Annotated in this window: 18 protein-coding genes and 1 pseudogene; 16 read left to right on the forward strand and 3 right to left on the reverse strand. The window is 61.8% G+C overall.

Annotation, left to right across the window (positions count from 1 at the left end):
* Positions 1–42 precede the first annotated feature (42 nt).
* The 15 genes from infC (at position 43) to LY631_RS02455 (ending at position 14,480) form a co-directional block, all read left to right on the forward strand.
* Positions 43–579, forward strand: a complete 537-nt coding sequence (gene infC, locus LY631_RS02385) for a translation initiation factor IF-3 (protein ID WP_274423879.1) — start codon at positions 43–45, stop codon at positions 577–579.
* Between the two features lie 200 nt (positions 580–779).
* Positions 780–977 (forward strand): 50S ribosomal protein L35, encoded by a 198-nt coding sequence (gene rpmI, locus LY631_RS02390; protein WP_274423509.1) that lies wholly within the window; start codon positions 780–782, stop codon positions 975–977.
* 34 nt (positions 978–1,011) lie between these two features.
* Positions 1,012–1,413: a 50S ribosomal protein L20 gene (rplT, locus tag LY631_RS02395; RefSeq protein WP_274423510.1), complete on the forward strand. Its 402-nt coding sequence runs from the start codon at positions 1,012–1,014 to the stop codon at positions 1,411–1,413.
* A gap of 136 nt (positions 1,414–1,549) precedes the next feature.
* On the forward strand, positions 1,550–2,635 hold the full coding sequence (gene pheS, locus LY631_RS02400) for a phenylalanine--tRNA ligase subunit alpha (protein WP_274423511.1): 1,086 nt from the start codon (positions 1,550–1,552) through the stop codon (positions 2,633–2,635).
* Complete coding sequence (locus tag LY631_RS02405; RefSeq protein WP_274423512.1) at positions 2,632–3,030, forward strand: GFA family protein; 399 nt, start codon at positions 2,632–2,634, stop codon at positions 3,028–3,030. The genes pheS and LY631_RS02405 overlap by 4 nt, the downstream gene beginning before the upstream one ends.
* Positions 3,031–3,055: 25 nt before the next feature.
* Positions 3,056–5,461 carry a phenylalanine--tRNA ligase subunit beta gene (gene pheT / locus LY631_RS02410; protein WP_274423513.1) on the forward strand — a complete coding sequence of 802 codons (2,406 nt, stop codon included), beginning with the start codon at positions 3,056–3,058 and terminating at the stop codon, positions 5,459–5,461.
* A 328-nt stretch (positions 5,462–5,789) separates the two neighbouring features.
* The gene (locus tag LY631_RS02415) at positions 5,790–6,776 is read left to right on the forward strand and encodes a Gfo/Idh/MocA family protein (RefSeq protein ID WP_274423514.1); all 987 of its coding nucleotides are present in this window, start codon (positions 5,790–5,792) and stop codon (positions 6,774–6,776) included.
* 218 nt (positions 6,777–6,994) lie between these two features.
* Complete coding sequence (dnaK, locus tag LY631_RS02420) at positions 6,995–8,923, forward strand: molecular chaperone DnaK (protein WP_274423515.1); 1,929 nt, start codon at positions 6,995–6,997, stop codon at positions 8,921–8,923.
* Between the two features lie 238 nt (positions 8,924–9,161).
* Positions 9,162–10,286 (forward strand): molecular chaperone DnaJ, encoded by a 1,125-nt coding sequence (dnaJ, locus tag LY631_RS02425; RefSeq protein ID WP_274423516.1) that lies wholly within the window; start codon positions 9,162–9,164, stop codon positions 10,284–10,286.
* A 34-nt stretch (positions 10,287–10,320) separates the two neighbouring features.
* On the forward strand, positions 10,321–10,926 hold the full coding sequence (gene pmtA / locus LY631_RS02430; protein WP_274423517.1) for a phospholipid N-methyltransferase PmtA: 606 nt from the start codon (positions 10,321–10,323) through the stop codon (positions 10,924–10,926).
* A gap of 54 nt (positions 10,927–10,980) precedes the next feature.
* On the forward strand, positions 10,981–11,574 hold the full coding sequence (locus LY631_RS02435) for an NADPH-dependent FMN reductase (protein WP_274423518.1): 594 nt from the start codon (positions 10,981–10,983) through the stop codon (positions 11,572–11,574).
* A gap of 2 nt (positions 11,575–11,576) precedes the next feature.
* On the forward strand, positions 11,577–12,284 hold the full coding sequence (gene pyrF, locus LY631_RS02440; RefSeq protein WP_274423880.1) for an orotidine-5'-phosphate decarboxylase: 708 nt from the start codon (positions 11,577–11,579) through the stop codon (positions 12,282–12,284).
* 27 nt (positions 12,285–12,311) lie between these two features.
* Entirely contained in the window at positions 12,312–12,605 is a 294-nt protein-coding gene (locus tag LY631_RS02445) for a DUF1330 domain-containing protein (protein WP_274423519.1), read from the forward strand.
* 247 nt (positions 12,606–12,852) lie between these two features.
* On the forward strand, positions 12,853–13,134 hold the full coding sequence (locus tag LY631_RS02450) for a GNAT family N-acetyltransferase (protein ID WP_274423881.1): 282 nt from the start codon (positions 12,853–12,855) through the stop codon (positions 13,132–13,134).
* A gap of 116 nt (positions 13,135–13,250) precedes the next feature.
* The gene (locus tag LY631_RS02455) at positions 13,251–14,480 is read left to right on the forward strand and encodes a polyhydroxyalkanoate depolymerase (RefSeq protein ID WP_274423520.1); all 1,230 of its coding nucleotides are present in this window, start codon (positions 13,251–13,253) and stop codon (positions 14,478–14,480) included.
* Between the two features lie 4 nt (positions 14,481–14,484).
* On the opposite strand, the gene LY631_RS02460 is transcribed toward LY631_RS02455, so the two are convergent.
* On the reverse strand, positions 14,485–14,694 hold the full coding sequence (locus LY631_RS02460) for a CsbD family protein (RefSeq protein ID WP_274423521.1): 210 nt from the start codon (positions 14,692–14,694) through the stop codon (positions 14,485–14,487).
* A gap of 127 nt (positions 14,695–14,821) precedes the next feature.
* On the opposite strand from LY631_RS02460, the gene LY631_RS02465 reads away from it, so the two are divergent.
* A complete protein-coding gene (locus tag LY631_RS02465) occupies positions 14,822–16,198 on the forward strand; it encodes a cytochrome P450 (RefSeq protein ID WP_274423522.1) in 1,377 nt (458 codons plus the stop codon).
* Between the two features lies 1 nt (position 16,199).
* Here LY631_RS02465 and LY631_RS02470 read toward each other — a convergent pair.
* Both LY631_RS02470 and rsmI read right to left on the reverse strand, forming a co-directional pair.
* Positions 16,200–16,573, reverse strand: a pseudogene (locus LY631_RS02470) (YraN family protein).
* On the reverse strand, positions 16,570–17,466 hold the full coding sequence (gene rsmI, locus LY631_RS02475; RefSeq protein WP_274423523.1) for a 16S rRNA (cytidine(1402)-2'-O)-methyltransferase: 897 nt from the start codon (positions 17,464–17,466) through the stop codon (positions 16,570–16,572). The pseudogene LY631_RS02470 and the gene rsmI overlap by 4 nt, the downstream one beginning before the upstream one ends.
* Between the last annotated feature and the right edge of the window lie 20 nt (positions 17,467–17,486).

Raw genomic sequence — 17,486 nt, forward strand, 5'->3', positions numbered from 1 at the left:
GGCAATAGCCGTTTCTGTCAACGATCTGAGGAGACTACGACCATTCGCAGACCATTCAAAGCGCCGCCCACCGTAAAGGAAGGCCCTCGCGCAAATCGTGAAATCCGGGTACCCCGGGTCCAGCTCATTGATGATGACGGCAACAATCGCGGTGTCGTCGCGATTGACGACGCCTTGCGGACGGCCGACGAGGCCGGCCTTGACCTCGTCGAGGTTTCGCCCAACGCGGATCCGCCCGTCTGCAAGATTACCGACCTCGGCAAGATGAAATACCAGAGCCAGAAGAAGGCATCCGAGGCGCGTAAGAAGCAGAAGACCTTCGAGGTCAAGGAGATCAAGATGCGGCCCAACATCGACACCCATGATTATGAGGTGAAGATGAAGGCGGTCCGTCGCTTCTTCGAGGCCGGCGACAAGGTGAAGCTGACGCTGCGCTTCCGCGGCCGCGAGATGGCGCATCTGGAACTCGGAATGCAGCTACTCAACCGCGTGCGCGAGGAGGTCGAGCCGATCGCCAAGGTTGAAGCCGAGCCGAAGCTCGAAGGCCGCCAGATGATGATGGTTCTGGCGCCGCGTTGACAATTCGCGACAGGTTCAACCGGCGGCGCGGGGTCACGCTTCGCGCGGTCGGAATCCTGTTGCGCTTTTCAAAACACCCGGCTATAAGGCCGCGGTTTCGTGAGCCGTCCGGCAGGGCATGCCGTGGCGGCTCGTAATGCTTTACGCCCGGCGGTTATAAGAAAACAACGCGGCGGGCGCAGGAAATTCGGAGAAGCAAAATGCCCAAGATGAAGACCAAGTCTTCCGTCAAGAAGCGGTTCAAGGTGACCGCCACCGGTAAGCTCAAAGTGCAGGCCGCGGGCAAGCGGCACATGATGATCAAACGTTCCAACAAGTTTATCCGCAACGCGCGGGGCACGATGGTTCTTTCCGATCCCGATACCAAGATCGTGAAGAAGTTCATGCCCTACGGCTAACCGCCGCGCCGGAACAGTTTAAGGAGATCATATCATGGCACGCGTCAAACGGGGTGTGACCACCCACGCCAAGCACAAGAAGGTTCTGAAATCCGCGAAGGGTTTCTACGGCCGCCGCAAGAACACGATTCGGGTCGCCCGGCAGGCGGTGGAGAAGTCTCTCCAGTACGCCTATCGCGACCGCAAGGCCCGCAAGCGCAATTTCCGGGCGCTCTGGATCCAGCGTATCAATGCCGCTGCGCGCGAGCACGGGCTGACCTATGGCCGCTTCATCGATGGATTGAACAAGGCGGGTATCGAGATCGACCGCAAGGTTCTGTCCGATATAGCCATCCATGAGCCGCAGGCTTTTGCCGCACTGGCGGACAAGTCCAAGGCCGCGCTCGCCTATCTCAAGGATACGACACCGAACGCTTTTGAGAGCGCTGTCCGCTAGCCAGCGCTCCCCGAAGCAGCAGTTTGGATTTTCGGGAACCCGCGCTGGCTGGGCTGGCGCGGGTTTTTTCGTGAGCAAAACGGAATACGAACAGATAAGGGGCGGCTCGGCCCTGGCCGAGGATAAAGGAAGGACCATGGACGACCTGGACCAATTGGAGAAAACGATCCTGGACGAGATCGCTGGCGCCGGCGACGAGCAGGCGCTTGAAGCCGTGCGCGTTTCGGCCCTTGGCAAGAAGGGGACGATCTCGGAGAAACTGAAAACGCTGGGCGGCATGAGCCCGGAAGAACGGCAGGTGATGGGCCCGGCAATCAACGGGCTGAAGAACCGCGTCAACGAGGCGCTCTCATCGCGCCGGGCTGACCTGCGCGATGCCGCGATCGCGCAACGGCTGGAGCAGGAGAAGGTGGATGTCACGTTGCCCGTGCCCGCTTCGCCGGCCGAGCGCGGGCGTATCCACCCAATCAGCCAGGTGGTTGACGAGATCGCGGCAATCTTCGGCGATCTCGGTTTTTCGATTGCCGAGGGTCCGGATATCGAGACGGATTATTATAACTTCACCGCGCTCAACTTCCCCGAGGGCCATCCCGCGCGCGAGATGCACGACACCTTCTTCTTCCGCCCGGATGAGAAGGGCGAGCGCAAGCTCCTGCGCACGCACACCTCGCCCGTGCAGATCCGCACCATGGAGGCGCAGAAGCCACCGATTCGCATTGTTATCCCTGGCAAGACCTACCGCGCGGATTCGGATGCCACGCATACGCCCATGTTCCACCAGCTCGAAGGGCTGGTGATCGACAAGACGGCCAATGTCGCCAACATGAAGTGGGTGCTGACCGAGTTCTGCAAGGCCTATTTCGAGGTGCCGTCGCTCAATATGCGCTTCCGGCCGAGCTTCTTCCCTTTCACGGAGCCGAGCTTGGAAGTCGACATCCAGTGCGACCGCTCAAACCCTGGCGAGGTGCGCTTCGGCGAGGGCGACGACTGGATGGAGATCCTGGGCTGCGGCATGGTTCATCCCAACGTGCTGCGGCATGGCGGGCTCGACCCGGACGAGTATCAGGGTTTTGCCTGGGGCATGGGGATCGACCGCATCGCCATGCTGAAATACGGCATGCCCGATCTTCGCGCCTTCTTCGACGCCGATGTGCGCTGGCTCGACCACTACGGTTTCCGACCGCTCGACATGCCGACACTATTCGGAGGGTTGAGCTCATGACTTACACCGGCGGCTGTCGTTGCGGGGCGGTGCGGTTTACAGCGCGGGCCGAATCGATCTGGCGCTCTTATTGCCATTGCGACCACTGCCGCAAGGCAACCGGAGCGCCGGTTGCGGCCTTCGTCGGTTTTCCGGCGGCGAAGGTGGCCTTCGAAGGCGAAGCACCCCGTAGCTTCCGCGCCGGACCGGTCGAGCGCAGCTTCTGCGGGGGTTGCGGCAGTCCGCTCGACTATCGGGACGACCGGCTCCCGGGAGAGGTCTATTTCAATCTGGGCGTGATGGATGAGCCCGAACGTTTCGCGCCGAAGCTACACGCTTTCGAGAGCTGCCGCCTACCTTTTCTAAGGATCGATGATGACCTGCCACGTTTCGAGCGCTTCAGCATAGAGCGCTGACCGGAATTCCTGAGGAACGATTGCGATGAAATTCACACTCTCCTGGCTCAAGGACCACCTCGACACGCAAGCCACGCTCGACGAGATAGTGGAAAAACTCACCATGATCGGACTCGAGGTCGAGTCCGTCGACGACAAATCGGCGCTGAAACCCTTCGTCATCGCCAAGGTCCTCTCAGCGGAAAAGCATCCCGACGCCGACCGGCTGAAGGTGCTGTCCGTGGATCAAGGCGACGGAAAGCCGGTTCAGGTGATCTGCGGCGCGCCGAATGCCCGCACGGGCCTCGTCGGCGCCTTTGCCGCGCCCGGCACGTATGTGCCCGGCATCGACACCACGCTGTCGGTGGGCAAGATCCGCGGCGTGGAAAGCCACGGCATGATGTGCTCGGAACGCGAGCTTCAGCTCTCCGACGAGCACACCGGAATCATCGACTTGCCGGAGGATGCGCCGGTGGGCGCATCCTTTGCCGAATGGGCAAAGCTCGACGACCCAGTCATCGAGATCGGACTGACGCCAAATCGTCCCGATTGCACCAGCGTTTACGGTATTGCGCGCGATCTGGCCGCCGCCGGTCTCGGCACGCTGAAGGAGGGCGCGATCGAGCCGGTGGCCGGACAGGACGCTTGCCCCGTCGATGTAAAGATCGAGGCGCCGGAGCTCTGTCCGGGCTTCGCGCTTCGGCAGGTTTCGGGCGTGAAGAACGGTGCCTCGCCTAAATGGATGCAGCAGCGCCTGATGGCCATCGGACTGCGCCCCATCAACGCGCTGGTGGACATCACCAATTATGTCACCTTTGATCGCGGGCGGCCTCTGCACGTCTTCGATGCGGCAAAAGTGAAGGGCGATCTCGTCATCCGCCGCGGAAAGGAAGGCGAAAAGCTGCTGGCGCTTGACGGGCGCGAATACGAGCTCGGGCCCGATAATTGCGTGATTGCCGACGAGAACGGTGTGGAATCAATCGCTGGCGTGATGGGCGGTGAACATTCCGGCTGCGATGAGAACACGACCGATGTGCTGATCGAATCGGCGCTCTGGGAGCCCTACAACATCGCGCGCACCGGGCGCGATCTCGGCATCATTACCGATGCGCGCTACCGCTTCGAGCGGGGCGTCGATCCGGAATTCATGGTTCCGGGGTTGGAGCTGGCCACGCATCTTGTTCAGGAAAACTGTGGCGGCGTGGCCTCCGAACGCCGGGTTGTTGGTTATGAGGGCCATACGCCGAAGCGGGTCACCTTCCCGACGCAGGAAGTCGAGCGGCTGACCGGTCTGGATGTACCGGGCGAGGAGAGCCTTTCCATCCTCTCCCGCCTTGGGTTCGAGCCGCAGGGCTCCGGCGAAACGGTCGAGGTGGCCGTGCCTTCCTGGCGGCCGGACGTCGATGGCAAGGCCGATCTGGTTGAGGAGGTGATGCGCATCCACGGGGTGAACCGGATCGAGCCGCAGGTCATGGTCTCGAAGGACACCGTGAGCACCCGCGTTCTCACCACGGGCCAGATTCGCACGCGTGCTGCCAAGCGGGCGCTCGGCGTACGCGGCATGATGGAGGCCGTGACCTGGAGCTTCGTTCCCGAAACCCATGCGAAGCTTTTTGCGGGCGATCACCCGGTGCAGATTCTGGCAAATCCGATCGCTTCGGATATGTCGGCCATGCGGCCGTCATTGCTGCCGGGCCTGGTCGCCGCCGCGCAGCGTAACGCCGACCGCGGCTTTGCCGATGTGGCGCTCTTCGAAGTGGGCGCTGCCTATGAAGGCGACCGCCCGGAAAACCAGCGCCAGACCGCCGGCGGTGTCCGGCGCGGCACCGCGCGCCTCGAAGGCGCGGGCCGCAACTGGTCGGGCAACGTGGCGCCGGTCGACGTCTTTGTAGCGAAGGCGGATGCGCTGGCCGTACTGGAGGCCTGCGGCGCGCCGGTGGACAAGGTGCAGATCGAGGCAGGCGGGCCAGACTGGTATCACCCGGGCCGCTCCGGCACGATCAAGCTCGGCCCCAAGATCGTGCTCGGCACCTTCGGCGAGTTCCACCCCAGGATGTTGGAGGCGCTGGATGTGAGCGGACCGCTCTGCGGCTTCGAGATCTTCATCGATGCCATTCCTGAGCCCAAGGCACGCGCCACCCGCACCAAGCCGCGCCTCGACATTTCACCTTTCCAGGCGGTCAAGCGCGACTTCGCCTTCGTGGTGGACAGGGAGGTCGAGGCGGCCCGCCTCACCCGTGCGGCCGCCGCAGCCGACAAGAAACTGATCAGGGATGTCGGCGTCTTCGACGTGTTCGAAGGGGCCTCTCTCGGCGAAGACAAGAAGTCCGTGGCGATCGAGGTGACCATACAGCCGGTGGAAAAGACGCTGACCGAGGAGGATTTCGAGGCGCTCGCGGACCGCATCGTCCAGAATGTCGGCAAGCAGACGGGTGGTGTTCTGCGGGGCTGAGGGACCGTAGCGAAAGAATCGTCAGCGGATCATCTACAGTACGCCGGCGCTTATTTCGATCGGCTGCGCAACGCCTCTCGCGGCATAGCGGGGCCGATCCGCGAGACGCTGCGGCCGTGCCCGCGGCTTCGACCGGCCGAACTGGAGGATTGTTCTGGCGCCCTCTACACCACGGCGCGGAACCACCTCACCGGCCGCACGAGCGAGAACGTTGATCCCCTCTACGGAATGATGTCGGCACGCCGCTCCAATCCAACGTGGTCGATTTCGATGTGGACCTCATCGTGGAGCGGCGATAGGTTCCCGAAACATTCTTGAGGAGGACACCATGTTCCGCTGGGGTATTCTATCCACGGCCAAGATCGGCCGGGAATTCGTAATTCCGCAACTGCTGGACGCCGAGAACGGCGTGGTCACCGCGATCGCCAGCCGCGACGAGGCACGGGGCAAGGCGGTCGCCGACCGTTTCGGCATCCCACATGTCTTTTCGTCATATGACGCGCTCCTGGCTTCCTCGGAGGTGGACGGTGTCTATATCCCGCTCCCCACGTCCCAGCATGTCGAGTGGGCTGTAAAGGCGGCCGACGCGAAAAAGCATGTGCTTGTCGAAAAACCTTTGGCGCTGGAGGCGGAGGATATTCGTCAGGTGATCGAGGCGCGGGACCGCAACGGCGTACTCGTCTCCGAGGCGTTCATGGTCACCTACCACCCTCAATGGCGGAAAGTGCGCGAGCTGATCGCAGAGGGCGCCATCGGCCGCCTGCATCACGTACAGGGCGCGTTCTCTTATCACAACATCGATCCCGACAATATGCGCAACCGGCCCGAGCTCGGCGGCGGCGGTTTGCCGGACATCGGCGTTTACCCGACCGTCACCACGCGCTTTGCGACAGGCCGCGAGCCGGAGCGCATCCAGGCCACGGTCGAGCGCGATCCGAAGTTCGGCACCGACATCTATGCAAGCGTGAAGGCGGATTTCGGCGCCTTCGAAATGAGTTTTTACGTCTCCACGCAGATGGCCGCCCGTCAGCAGATGATCTTCCACGGTGACAAGGGCTTCATCGACGTCGCGACGCCCTTCAATTCACGGGTCTACGGCGACGATTGCGTCACGTTGCACAGCGCCGACCACGCAAGCGCCACCGTCTACCGCTTTAGTGACCAGCGCCAGTACCGCTTGCAGGCGGAGGCGTTCGTCCGCGCGGTGAACGGCGAGGCCGTCTCGATCTTCACGCTGGAAGAATCGCTGCATAATCAGAAGGTTATCGACGCAATATTCCGCGCTGGCGAGCATGATGGCTGGGAGGCGGTATAGATCGCTCACTTTGCCTGGAAACGGCGCCAAGTCGCGGATTTTTGCTGTTCCCAGGGGTGAAAGTTGCCTTGCGCGACAAAAACGCTGTTCCTATATACGCGCCAAGTCGCGTACCCGCGTTCCCTCGACAGAACGCATCGCGGCATTTTCTTGTGAACAGGGGCTGTTGCCTGGAACGCCGGAATGGGTCCTGACAGTCTGCTTAGTGGAGAGAATGAATGGCAAAAGTAATCGGTATAGACCTCGGAACCACCAATTCCTGCGTTGCCGTCATGGATGGCAAGGACGCGAAGGTGATCGAGAATGCTGAAGGCGCGCGCACGACGCCATCGATCGTGGCTTTTTCGGATTCTGACGAGCGGCTGGTCGGTCAGCCTGCGAAGCGTCAGGCAGTCACCAACCCGGAAAACACCTTTTTCGCGATCAAGCGACTGATCGGTCGCCGTTTTGAGGATCCGACCGTTGAAAAGGACAAGAAGCTTGTCTCCTACAACATCGTAAAGGCGGACAATGGAGACGCCTGGGTCGAATCTCAGGGCGAGAAGTATTCCCCCTCGCAGATCTCCGCCATGGTCCTTCAGAAGATGAAGGAGACCGCCGAGTCCTATCTTGGCGAGAAGGTGGAAAAGGCGGTTATCACCGTCCCCGCTTACTTTAACGACGCTCAGCGTCAGGCGACCAAGGACGCCGGCAAGATCGCGGGCCTTGAGGTGCTGCGCATCATCAACGAGCCGACCGCGGCCGCGCTCGCCTATGGCCTCGATAAGAAGGACGGCAAGACCATCGCCGTTTACGACCTCGGTGGCGGCACGTTCGACATCTCGGTTCTCGAGATCGGCGACGGCGTGTTCGAGGTGAAGTCGACCAACGGCGATACCTTCCTCGGCGGTGAGGATTTCGACATGCGGCTCGTCAACTATCTGGCCGACGAGTTCAAGAAGGAGCAGGGCATCGACCTGAAGGAAGACAAGCTCGCCCTCCAGCGCCTGAAAGAGGCCGCGGAGAAGGCCAAGATCGAGCTGTCGTCCGCCGCGCAGACCGAGATCAACCTGCCCTTCATCACGGCCGACCAGTCCGGTCCGAAGCACCTGGCAATGAAGCTTACCCGTGCCAAGTTCGAGAGCCTGGTGGAGGATCTCGTCACGCGCACGATCGATCCATGCAAGGCCGCGCTCAAGGATGCCGGGATCAATGCCGGCGAGATTGACGAGGTCGTGCTCGTCGGTGGTCAGACGCGCATGCCCAAGGTGCAGGAAGCCGTGAAGAACTTCTTCGGCAAGGAGCCGCACAAGGGCGTGAACCCGGACGAGGTCGTCGCCATGGGTGCTGCTATCCAGGCCGGCGTGCTGCAGGGTGACGTGAAGGACGTGCTGCTTCTGGATGTCACCCCGCTGTCGCTGGGTATCGAGACGCTCGGAGGTGTGTTCACGCGGCTTATCGACCGCAACACGACCATCCCGACCAAGAAATCGCAGACCTTCTCCACGGCCGAGGACAACCAGAATGCCGTGACGATCCGCGTCTTCCAGGGTGAGCGCGAGATGGCGGCCGACAACAAGATGCTCGGCCAGTTCGATCTGGTGGGTATTCCGCCGGCACCGCGCGGCGTGCCGCAGATCGAAGTCACGTTCGACATCGACGCCAACGGCATCGTCAACGTATCGGCCAAGGACAAGGGTACCGGCAAGGAGCAGCAGATACGCATCCAGGCTTCCGGCGGCCTGTCCGACGAGGACATCGAAAAGATGGTCAAGGACGCCGAGTCCAATGCCGAGACGGATAAGAAGCGCCGTGAGACGGTCGAGGCGAAGAACCAGGCCGAGGCTCTGATCCATTCTTCGGAGAAGTCGCTCAGCGACTATGGCGACAAGGTCTCGGAGGATGACCGCAAAGCCATCGAGAACGCTCTTGCCGAATTGAAGACGGCGACCGAGGGTGACGATCCCGAGGAGATCAAGGCCAAGACGAACGCGCTTGCCGAGGCTTCCATGAAGCTTGGCCAGGCCATGTACGAGGCTAACCAGGCCGCCGAAGGAGCTGAGGGCGCCGAAGGTGCGGCCAGTGAAGGCGGCGAGGCCAAGTCCGACGAAGATGTTGTCGACGCCGATTTCGAGGAAATCGACGAAGACGACAAGAAGTCCGCGTAAGGCGGCTGACGACATGCAGAAGCCCGGGCGAAAGCGCCCGGGCTTTTCAGTTCTACCCGGCGAACGGGTTTGCTGGACATGGGCCCGGATGTTCTCGGCGCTGCGGCCCTGCCGGAAACAGGCGGACGCGTTGCTGGCCAAAAACTGCAAACTATGGCATTCGCACGGCTGAACACCTAAATTGCGGCCACGGGACGGGACCGGTCCGCGTAAGAAGAACATGCGGGAACTCTGATTCATGAAGGCAGATTTTTACGAGACGCTCAGCGTATCGAGAAACGCCGACGAGAAGGAACTGAAGAGCGCTTTCCGCAAGCTCGCCATGAAATATCACCCCGACCGCAACCCGGGTGATCAGACGGCCGAACAAAAGTTCAAGGAAATCAACGAGGCGTACGAGACGCTGAGCGACCCGCAGAAACGGGCTGTCTACGATCGCTATGGCCATGCCGCATTCGAGAACGGGGGCATGGGCGGACGCCCTGGCGGTGGCTTCGGCGGCGGCGGATTTGCCGACATTTTCGAGGACATCTTCGGCGACATCATGGGCGGACGCCAGCGCCGCTCCGGGCGCGATCACGGCGCGGATCTCCGCTATAATATGGAGATCACGCTTGAGGATGCGTTTACGGGCAAGACCGCGCAGATCCACGTGCCGACCTCGGTGAGCTGTGACGAATGCTCGGGCTCGGGCGCCCGTCCGGGCTCCTCGCCCACCCAGTGTCCCATGTGCCACGGCGCAGGCCGCGTGCGCGCGGCACAAGGTTTCTTTTCGATCGAGCGCGCCTGTCCGCAATGCCAGGGGCGCGGCGAGATCATCCAGGATCCCTGCCCGAAGTGCTCCGGCCAGGGCCGTGTTACGGAGGAGCGCTCGCTTTCAGTCAACATTCCCGCCGGAATCGAGGATGGCACGCGCATCCGGCTGGCGGGCGAGGGCGAAGCCGGTCTTCGCGGCGGCCCGCCCGGCGATCTCTACATTTTCCTGTCGGTCAAGCCGCACGAGTTCTTTCAGCGCGACGGGGCCGATCTCTTCTGCAAGGTTCCTATTTCCATGACCACCGCTGCGCTTGGCGGAGCCTTCGAGGTTGCCACGCTCGATGGCTCTCAAACACGCGTGAAAGTGCCTGAAGGCACACAGAACGGACGCCAGTTTCGCTTGCGCGGAAAGGGCATGCCTATCCTTCGTCAGCCGCAGGTCGGCGATCTTTATATTCAGGTAGCGGTTGAAACTCCGCAGAATCTGACCAAAAAACAAAGAGAAGTGCTTGAAGAATTCGAGCGGATTACGTCTCATGAAAACAGTCCGCAATCGACAGGGTTCTTTTCCCGTATGAAAGAGTTCTTCGAATCATTCGGAGATTAGATATCGAATCGCCCCAGTGGGTGGGAGGATAAGGATGGGTAAAGGCTTGGGAAAAAAAACGCTCGCCGAGCGGTTTGACGCGGAGTTGCGCTTTTTCCGCGGGTGGATGGACAAGCCTAAGGAGGTCGGCTCCGTTATCCCAACCAGCGGCGTGACTGCGCGGCGGATGGCGTCCATTGTGCGGCCCGAGCGTGACGATCTTGTTCTGGAACTCGGCCCTGGTACCGGCGTCATTACCCGCGCGATTCTGCAGCGCGGCATCAAGCCCGAAAATCTTGTTTCGGTCGAATACTCTTCCGAATTCGTTGAGCGCCTCCAGGCGGATTTTCCGGATGTGAATTTCGTAACGGGTGATGCGTTCGATCTCGACAATGTGCTTGCACCGTGGAAGGGGCGAAGCTTCGACAGTGTCGTCTCCGCCATTCCACTGCTGAATTTTCCCACCAATGATCGCGTTACCCTGGTCGAGCGTTTGCTCGACCTGCTTCCTGCCGGAAGGCCCATTGTGCAGATCACCTATGGCGCGGTTTCACCTGTGCCAGCCGGCCGCGGATCCTATTCGGTCGAACGTTTCGATTTCGTCGTCCGCAACATTCCGCCGGCTCATCTGTGGCTGTATCGTCGCCCGTCCCGCGCGTGATTTCAGCGTTTTTAGGGAGTAGTGTTCGCTTAAGCTGATTTCGGAAGGAAGAATATGACGCCGCGAATCCTTGTTTTCGCCGGGTCCACGCGCAGTGGCGCCCTGAGCGGGAAGACCGCAGACGCCGCAACGAAGGAACTGGCGCTCCAAGGGGCAGATGTGACGCGCATTTCCCTTCTCGACTATCCGCTCCCCATTCTCAATGAGGATCTGGAGCGTGATAAAGGTGTTCCCGAAAACGCCGTTAAACTGGCGCGGCAGATAAGCAATCAGGATGGTGTCCTCATCGCGACGCCGGAATACAATTCCTCCCTCCCACCACTTCTGAAGAACACAATCGACTGGATCAGCCGCGTAAGCACAGACGCGCAAGGCAGGCCCATGCGCGCTTTCAGCGGAAAGCCGGTGGCACTCTGCTCCTCCTCCAATGGCGGCTTTGCCGGTGTTCGCGCCATAGCGCAGCTGCGCGCCGTGCTGGTGCATATCCAGGCCGAGGTGATTACGCCGCAATGCTCCGTCCCCCGCGCCCAGGAAGCGTTCGACGAAAAGGGCGCTTTTATCGAGGAAAGGCTTCAGAAATCCATGACCCGTGTCTGCCGTACGCTGATAGAGCACGCCCGGCTCTTTTCAAGGCGGGCCGAGGGGTGAAGATCGAGGATAGCCGCGACCGCCTGATCGTCGGTCTGGACGTGCCCACCCTGGCGGAGGCCGAGAAAGCGGTGGCCGAACTCGGCGACACGGTCACGTTCTACAAGATCGGGTATCAGTTGGTCTTCGCCGGAGGGCTGGGTTTCGCGCGGGAGCTGGCCCAGTCGGGCAAGAACATCTTTCTCGATATGAAGCTGCTCGACATCGACAACACGGTCGCAAAGGGCGTTGAGAACATTGCGCGCATGGGCATGAGCATGCTGACGATCCATGCCTATCCCAAGGCCATGCGTGCGGCTGTTGCCGCGGCCCAGGGTTCTGGGCTTTGCCTGCTGGGCGTGACCGTATTGACGTCGATGGACGAACGGGATCTGGTCGATGCGGGCTATGAATACGACCCGCACGCACTTGTCTTGCGCCGCTCGGAACAGGTTCGCGATGCCGGCATGGGCGGCGTCGTCTGTTCAGCCGCGGAGGCGAACGCGGTACGTCGTGTGGTGGGGCCGAATCTCGCCCTTGTGACGCCGGGCATCCGCCCGGCCGGTGCTGCCCATGGCGATCAGAAGCGTGTGGTCACGCCCGCCGATGCGATCAGGGCCGGGGCGAGCCATCTGGTTGTAGCGCGCCCGATCATCGGCGCGGAAGATCGGAGGAATGCCGCGAGCGCCATTTTGGAAGAAATAGAAGCCGCCACCACCGCGAGTGGCTGAGGCTAGAGGCTGTCAGGGAGAAGAGGAATGGCCAAAGGATATTGGATTGCCCATATGGATGTGCGCGATCCCGAACGCTACAAAGACTACATCGCCACCGCTAAACCCGCTTTCGAACGTTTTGGCGCCCGTTTCCTGGTTCGTGGAGGCACTTACGAAGCGATGGAAGGCAAAGGCCGCGGCCGGAACGTAGTCATCGAGTTCCCTTCCCTCGAAATGGCGAAGGAATGTTACAACTCGCCTGAATATCAGGAAGCCAAGGCTATCCGGCAGTCCGTTGCCGAGGGTGAATTGGTGATGGTGGAAGGATATGACGGCTGATGGTTTCAGCGGCTGAGCGGGCTTACTCGATCAGAGCACGGGTGCCGGCGGACGATGAAGCGCTGCTGTGTATCGAGCAGCGCGCGACCGAGCTTTTCCGCGACCACGGCTACCCGAGTTGGCCGACGGTCCGGTTACGAGCCTGGAGGACTATAGGGCCATCCTGGTGGGCAACGAAGCCTTGACCGCGGTCGGTCGAAATGGCGAGCCCGTGGGTTAGGCGATCTTCGGTCCCGTCGAGCAGAATCTGCACTTGCGTGAGCTTGCTGTGGATCCAAGCCACCAGAAGCAGGGCATCGGGACGGCTCTCGTGGAAAAGGTGGTTGGCGGGGCAAGACAGAAGGGCCATGCCGGCGTGACGCTTACGACATTTCGCGATGTGCCCTTCAACGCTCCTTTTTATGCCCGGCTGGATTTCGAGGAGTTGCCGCTCAGAGAAGCGGGCGATGTGTTGCGCCAGGTCTTTCACCGGGAAGTACCGAGGGGGATTGACCCCTCCCGGCGAGTGCTCATGCGGAAGATGTTGTAGTCAGTGTCTGTTGCGTTGCAGCATTTGCGCTTTGCATTGCACAAGAATTACGTTACTTTCCCCTTCATGGAATGTTCTTTGACTTGCGGACTGTTTGGCTAATCGGGCGGTTCGTCATGTATTATCAATTTTTCGAATGGCAGCATGCGGCGCTTCAGCCCGCCCGCGCCTATGCCGATGCGGTCCGGCAGTTCTACGCCAGCCCGGATAATCCAGCGGCCGATACGGCCTGGGGGCGCACCATCGCCGCGACCGCGGAGTTTTTCGAAAGAACGACCCGGCGTTACGACAAGCCAACCTTCGGCATCACCCGGACGGAGGTGAACGGAAAGAGTGTTGCGGTTCGCGAGAATGTCGTCTGGGAAAAGCCGTTCTGCCGGCTTTTGCACTTCGAAAAGGAAAGTTTGGCGGGAACCGGGCGTGAGCCCAAACTTCTGATCGTCGCGCCGCTGTCGGGCCATTATGCGACGCTGCTGCGCGGCACGGTGGAGGCGATGCTGCCGTACGGCGACGTCTACATCACCGACTGGGCGGACGCGCGCATGGTGCCGCTCGCGCAAGGCCGCTTCGACCTCGATGACCACATTGATTACGTAGTCGAGATGCTCGGCGCGCTTGGGCCCGGCGCACACGTCATGGCCGTCTGCCAGCCCTCCGTGCCGGTCCTGGCTGCTGCTGCGCTGATGGAGGCTCGCGGGGACAAAAACCGGCCAGCCTCGATGATCCTGATGGGCGGCCCTGTCGATACCCGGCGCAATCCCACAGCGGTCAACCGGCTGGCCGAGGAGCGCGGGATCGACTGGTTCCGGGACAATGTCATCATGTCCGTCCCGTGGCCGAATCCTGGGTCCATGCGCGCCGTCTATCCCGGTTTTCTGCAGCTTTCGGGATTTATGGCCATGAATCTCGACCGTCACGTCACCGCTCACCGGGACTTCTTCCTGCATCTCGTTCGAGACGACGGCGATTCGGCGGAAAAGCACCGGGAATTTTACGATGAATATCTGGCCGTCATGGATCTGACGGCCGAGTTCTATCTGCAGACGGTGGAAACGGTTTTCATTCGCCACGCCTTGCCGAAAGGCGAAATGATCCATCGGGGCGAGCCCGTCGATCCGGCTGCGGTTCGATCAGTGGCACTTCTGACAATCGAGGGAGAAAACGACGACGTTTCGGGCGTGGGCCAGACCAGGGCAGCCCACGACCTGTGCGTCAATCTTCCGGACGATCTGCGCGAACACCATCTTCAACCGGCCGTCGGGCATTACGGCGTCTTCAACGGCTCTCGTTTTCGCGCGGAGATTGCACCGCGCATCGCCTCATTCATCGCTCGGCAGACGAGATAGGGGATCACCCGGCTTGGTCGTTCCGCGCCAGCCAGTCATCAATCTCGCGTTCGGCCTCTTCCTTGCCCTTGCCGTAACGCTCTTGAATACGCCCGGCCAGTTCCTGCCGGTTGCCCTTCACAACGCTTAAGTCATCATCGGTGAGCTTGCCCCACTGTCGCTGGGCCTTGCCCTTGAATTGTTCCCAGTTTCCTTCCACCTGATCCCAGTTCATGCCGGTTTCCCTTTCATGAGTGCGTTTACGTTAGAAAACGTCAGGGAAGCGGCCACGGTTCCCCCCGCAAGGTTCCGATTGAACGTATCCGCGTCGGCCATAGATATAGCAAGAGATGGACATTCCGATGGACACCAAGCCCGCCTCCTTCCGCCCGCCGGCTCCGAGCCCGCGGCAAAAGCCGCCGACGACGTTTCAGATGATGCGGATCGTCTACCGCAACCCGCTGGAGCTGTGGGGCGAGCCCTCCTACAACGAACCCTGGATCTCTATCGCGGGTGGGATCGGCGGGCCGCTGCTGATCGCCAATGACCCTGGCCTCATTCGTCATGTGCTGGTGGATAATGCCAGGAACTACAAGATGGCTCGCGTACGCCAGAAGATCCTCCGGCCGATTCTCCGCGACGGCCTTTTAACCGCGGAAGGCGAGGTCTGGCGGCGCTCTCGCAAGGCCATGGCGCCGGTCTTCACACCGCGCCACATTGCCGGTTTCGCGCGCCCGATGCTCAAGCAGGCAAACCTGTTCGCCACGCGCTACGAAGACAGGATCGGCAGCACGACCGATGTCTCGCGCGACATGACCATGCTGACTTTCGATATACTGGCCGAAACGCTCTTTTCCGGCGAGGTGGCCGGCGAACCGGACGGTTTCGCAAACCAGGTGGACCGCCTGTTCGAAACCATGGGGCGGGTGGATCCGCTCGATCTCCTAGGCGCGCCGGATTGGCTGCCGCGCATCACCCGTCTCCTCGGGCGCAATTCGCTTGCCTTCTTCCGCGACATCGTTGGGCGCACCATGGAGATGCGGAAGGAAAAGCTCGCCCGTGATGGCGCAAATGCGCCGGAGGACTTCCTGACCTTGCTCTTGCGGGCGGAAGGCCCGGACGGGCTCACGCGACAGGAGATCGAGGACAACATCATCACCTTTATCGGCGCGGGTCACGAGACCACTGCCCGGGCGCTTGGCTGGACGTTTTATTGCTTGGCGAACCTGCCGGAAGAACGCGCGCGGATCGAGACCGAGATAGACGCGGTGCTGGCGCGGGAGCCCGACCCCGTCAAATGGCTGGATCTGATGCCGCTCGCCCGCGCGGCATTCGAGGAGGCGATGCGGCTTTACCCGCCTGCGCCCTCGATCAATCGTGAAGCGATCGAGGACGACGCCTATACGGACCTGGAAATCCCGAGGGGAACCCAGGTCCTCGTTATGCCCTGGACCGTACACCGCCACCGCAAGCTCTGGGACGACCCGGAAGCCTATCGCCCGTCCCGCTTCTATCCCGACAATCGCGAGGAGATCGGCCGCTTCCAGTATCTGCCCTTCGGTGCGGGCCCGCGCGTGTGCATCGGCGCGACCTTTGCCATGCAGGAGGCGGTGATCGCACTCGCCGCCTTGATGTCGCGCTATCGCTTCGAACTTCTGCCGGAGACGAAGCCCTGGCCCGTGCAGAAGCTCACCACGCAGCCCCAGGGAGGCCTGCCAATGCGGGTGGAGCGGCGCTGAATCACGCGCCGGAATAGATGTTCTTCACGTGCACGGGCCAGCGGCGGGGCAGGATGGCGACGAGGTCGTAACGAATGCTGAGGTCGGCATGATCCGCCTGGCGCCCCAGCCAAAGGTCCGCGCCGCATCGATCCGCCGCTGCGCGAGCGCCCCCACCGCCTCCATTGCCTCCTCGAGCGTGGGCCGGGCCTTCACCTCCACGATGATGACCAGACTGCCGCGCCGGGCGATCAGGTCGATTTCGCCGACGGGCGTTCGATAGCGGCGCGCGAGAATGCGATAGCCTTTCAGCATCAGCGCCGCGGCAGCGAGCCATTCGCCGCGATGGCCTTTACGATAGGCGCGCCTGCGCTTCCGGCGGGGATCGATCTTCACTTTTCCCCTTCCGCCCGCAGTGTGAGAAGGCGCCGATAGAGATCGGATTTCTTTCCTCCGGTCATACGCGCAGCCTCCCCGGCAGCCTTCGATGCCGACATCTCTTCCGAAAGCGCAAGCAACAGCCGGTCGGTATCCTTCACGTCCGGAGCTGCTGCGTCCGGCGGGCCGATGCACACCACCACCTCCCCCTTGGGGGCACCTGCCGACGCGTAATGCGCCGCCAGGTCGGAGAGGCTTCCACGGCGTATTTCCTCGAAAACCTTGGTCAATTCACGCGCGACCACCGCCTGGCGCGCGCCCAGCGTCTCGGCCATCGCCTTCAGGCTGTCGGCAAGCCTCCGGGGCGATTCGAAAAAGACGAGGGTGGCCGGCGTCGCCGCGAGCGCTTCCAGCCGGCTGCGCCTCTGTCCGGCCTTGGCCGGCAGAAAACCCGCAAACAGAAACGCGTCCGTCGGCAAGCCCGAGGCGGTAAGCGCTGCGAGAACCGCCGAAGGCCCGGGGATCGGTACCACGCGGACTCCTTTTTCCTGCACCGCTTGCACCAATCGGAGCCCGGGATCGGAAACGAGCGGCGTGCCGGCGTCGCTGACCAGCGCAATGCTCTTTCCCTCTTCCAGCGCCGCGAGAAGACGAGGGCCGGCCTGCTCTGCATTGTGCTCGTGATAGGCCGTCAGGCGCTGCTGGATGCCGTAGCGCTCCAGGAGCACGCGCGTGACCCTTGTATCCTCGCAGGCGACGATGTCGGTCCCGGCGAGTACCTCCAGCGCCCGCAGGGTGATATCGGACAGATTGCCGATTGGCGTGGCCACGAGATAGAGAGCGGGCTCCGGCGGCACGGCGGAAAACGCGCTGCTGCCAATCGAATAGCGTTTCTGATCGTGATTGTTCACGGCGGTCCTTCACAGGCAAA

Origin of the sequence: Chelativorans sp. YIM 93263 (genome assembly GCF_028767125.1) — a bacterium.
Taxonomy (GTDB): domain Bacteria; phylum Pseudomonadota; class Alphaproteobacteria; order Rhizobiales; family Rhizobiaceae; genus Chelativorans.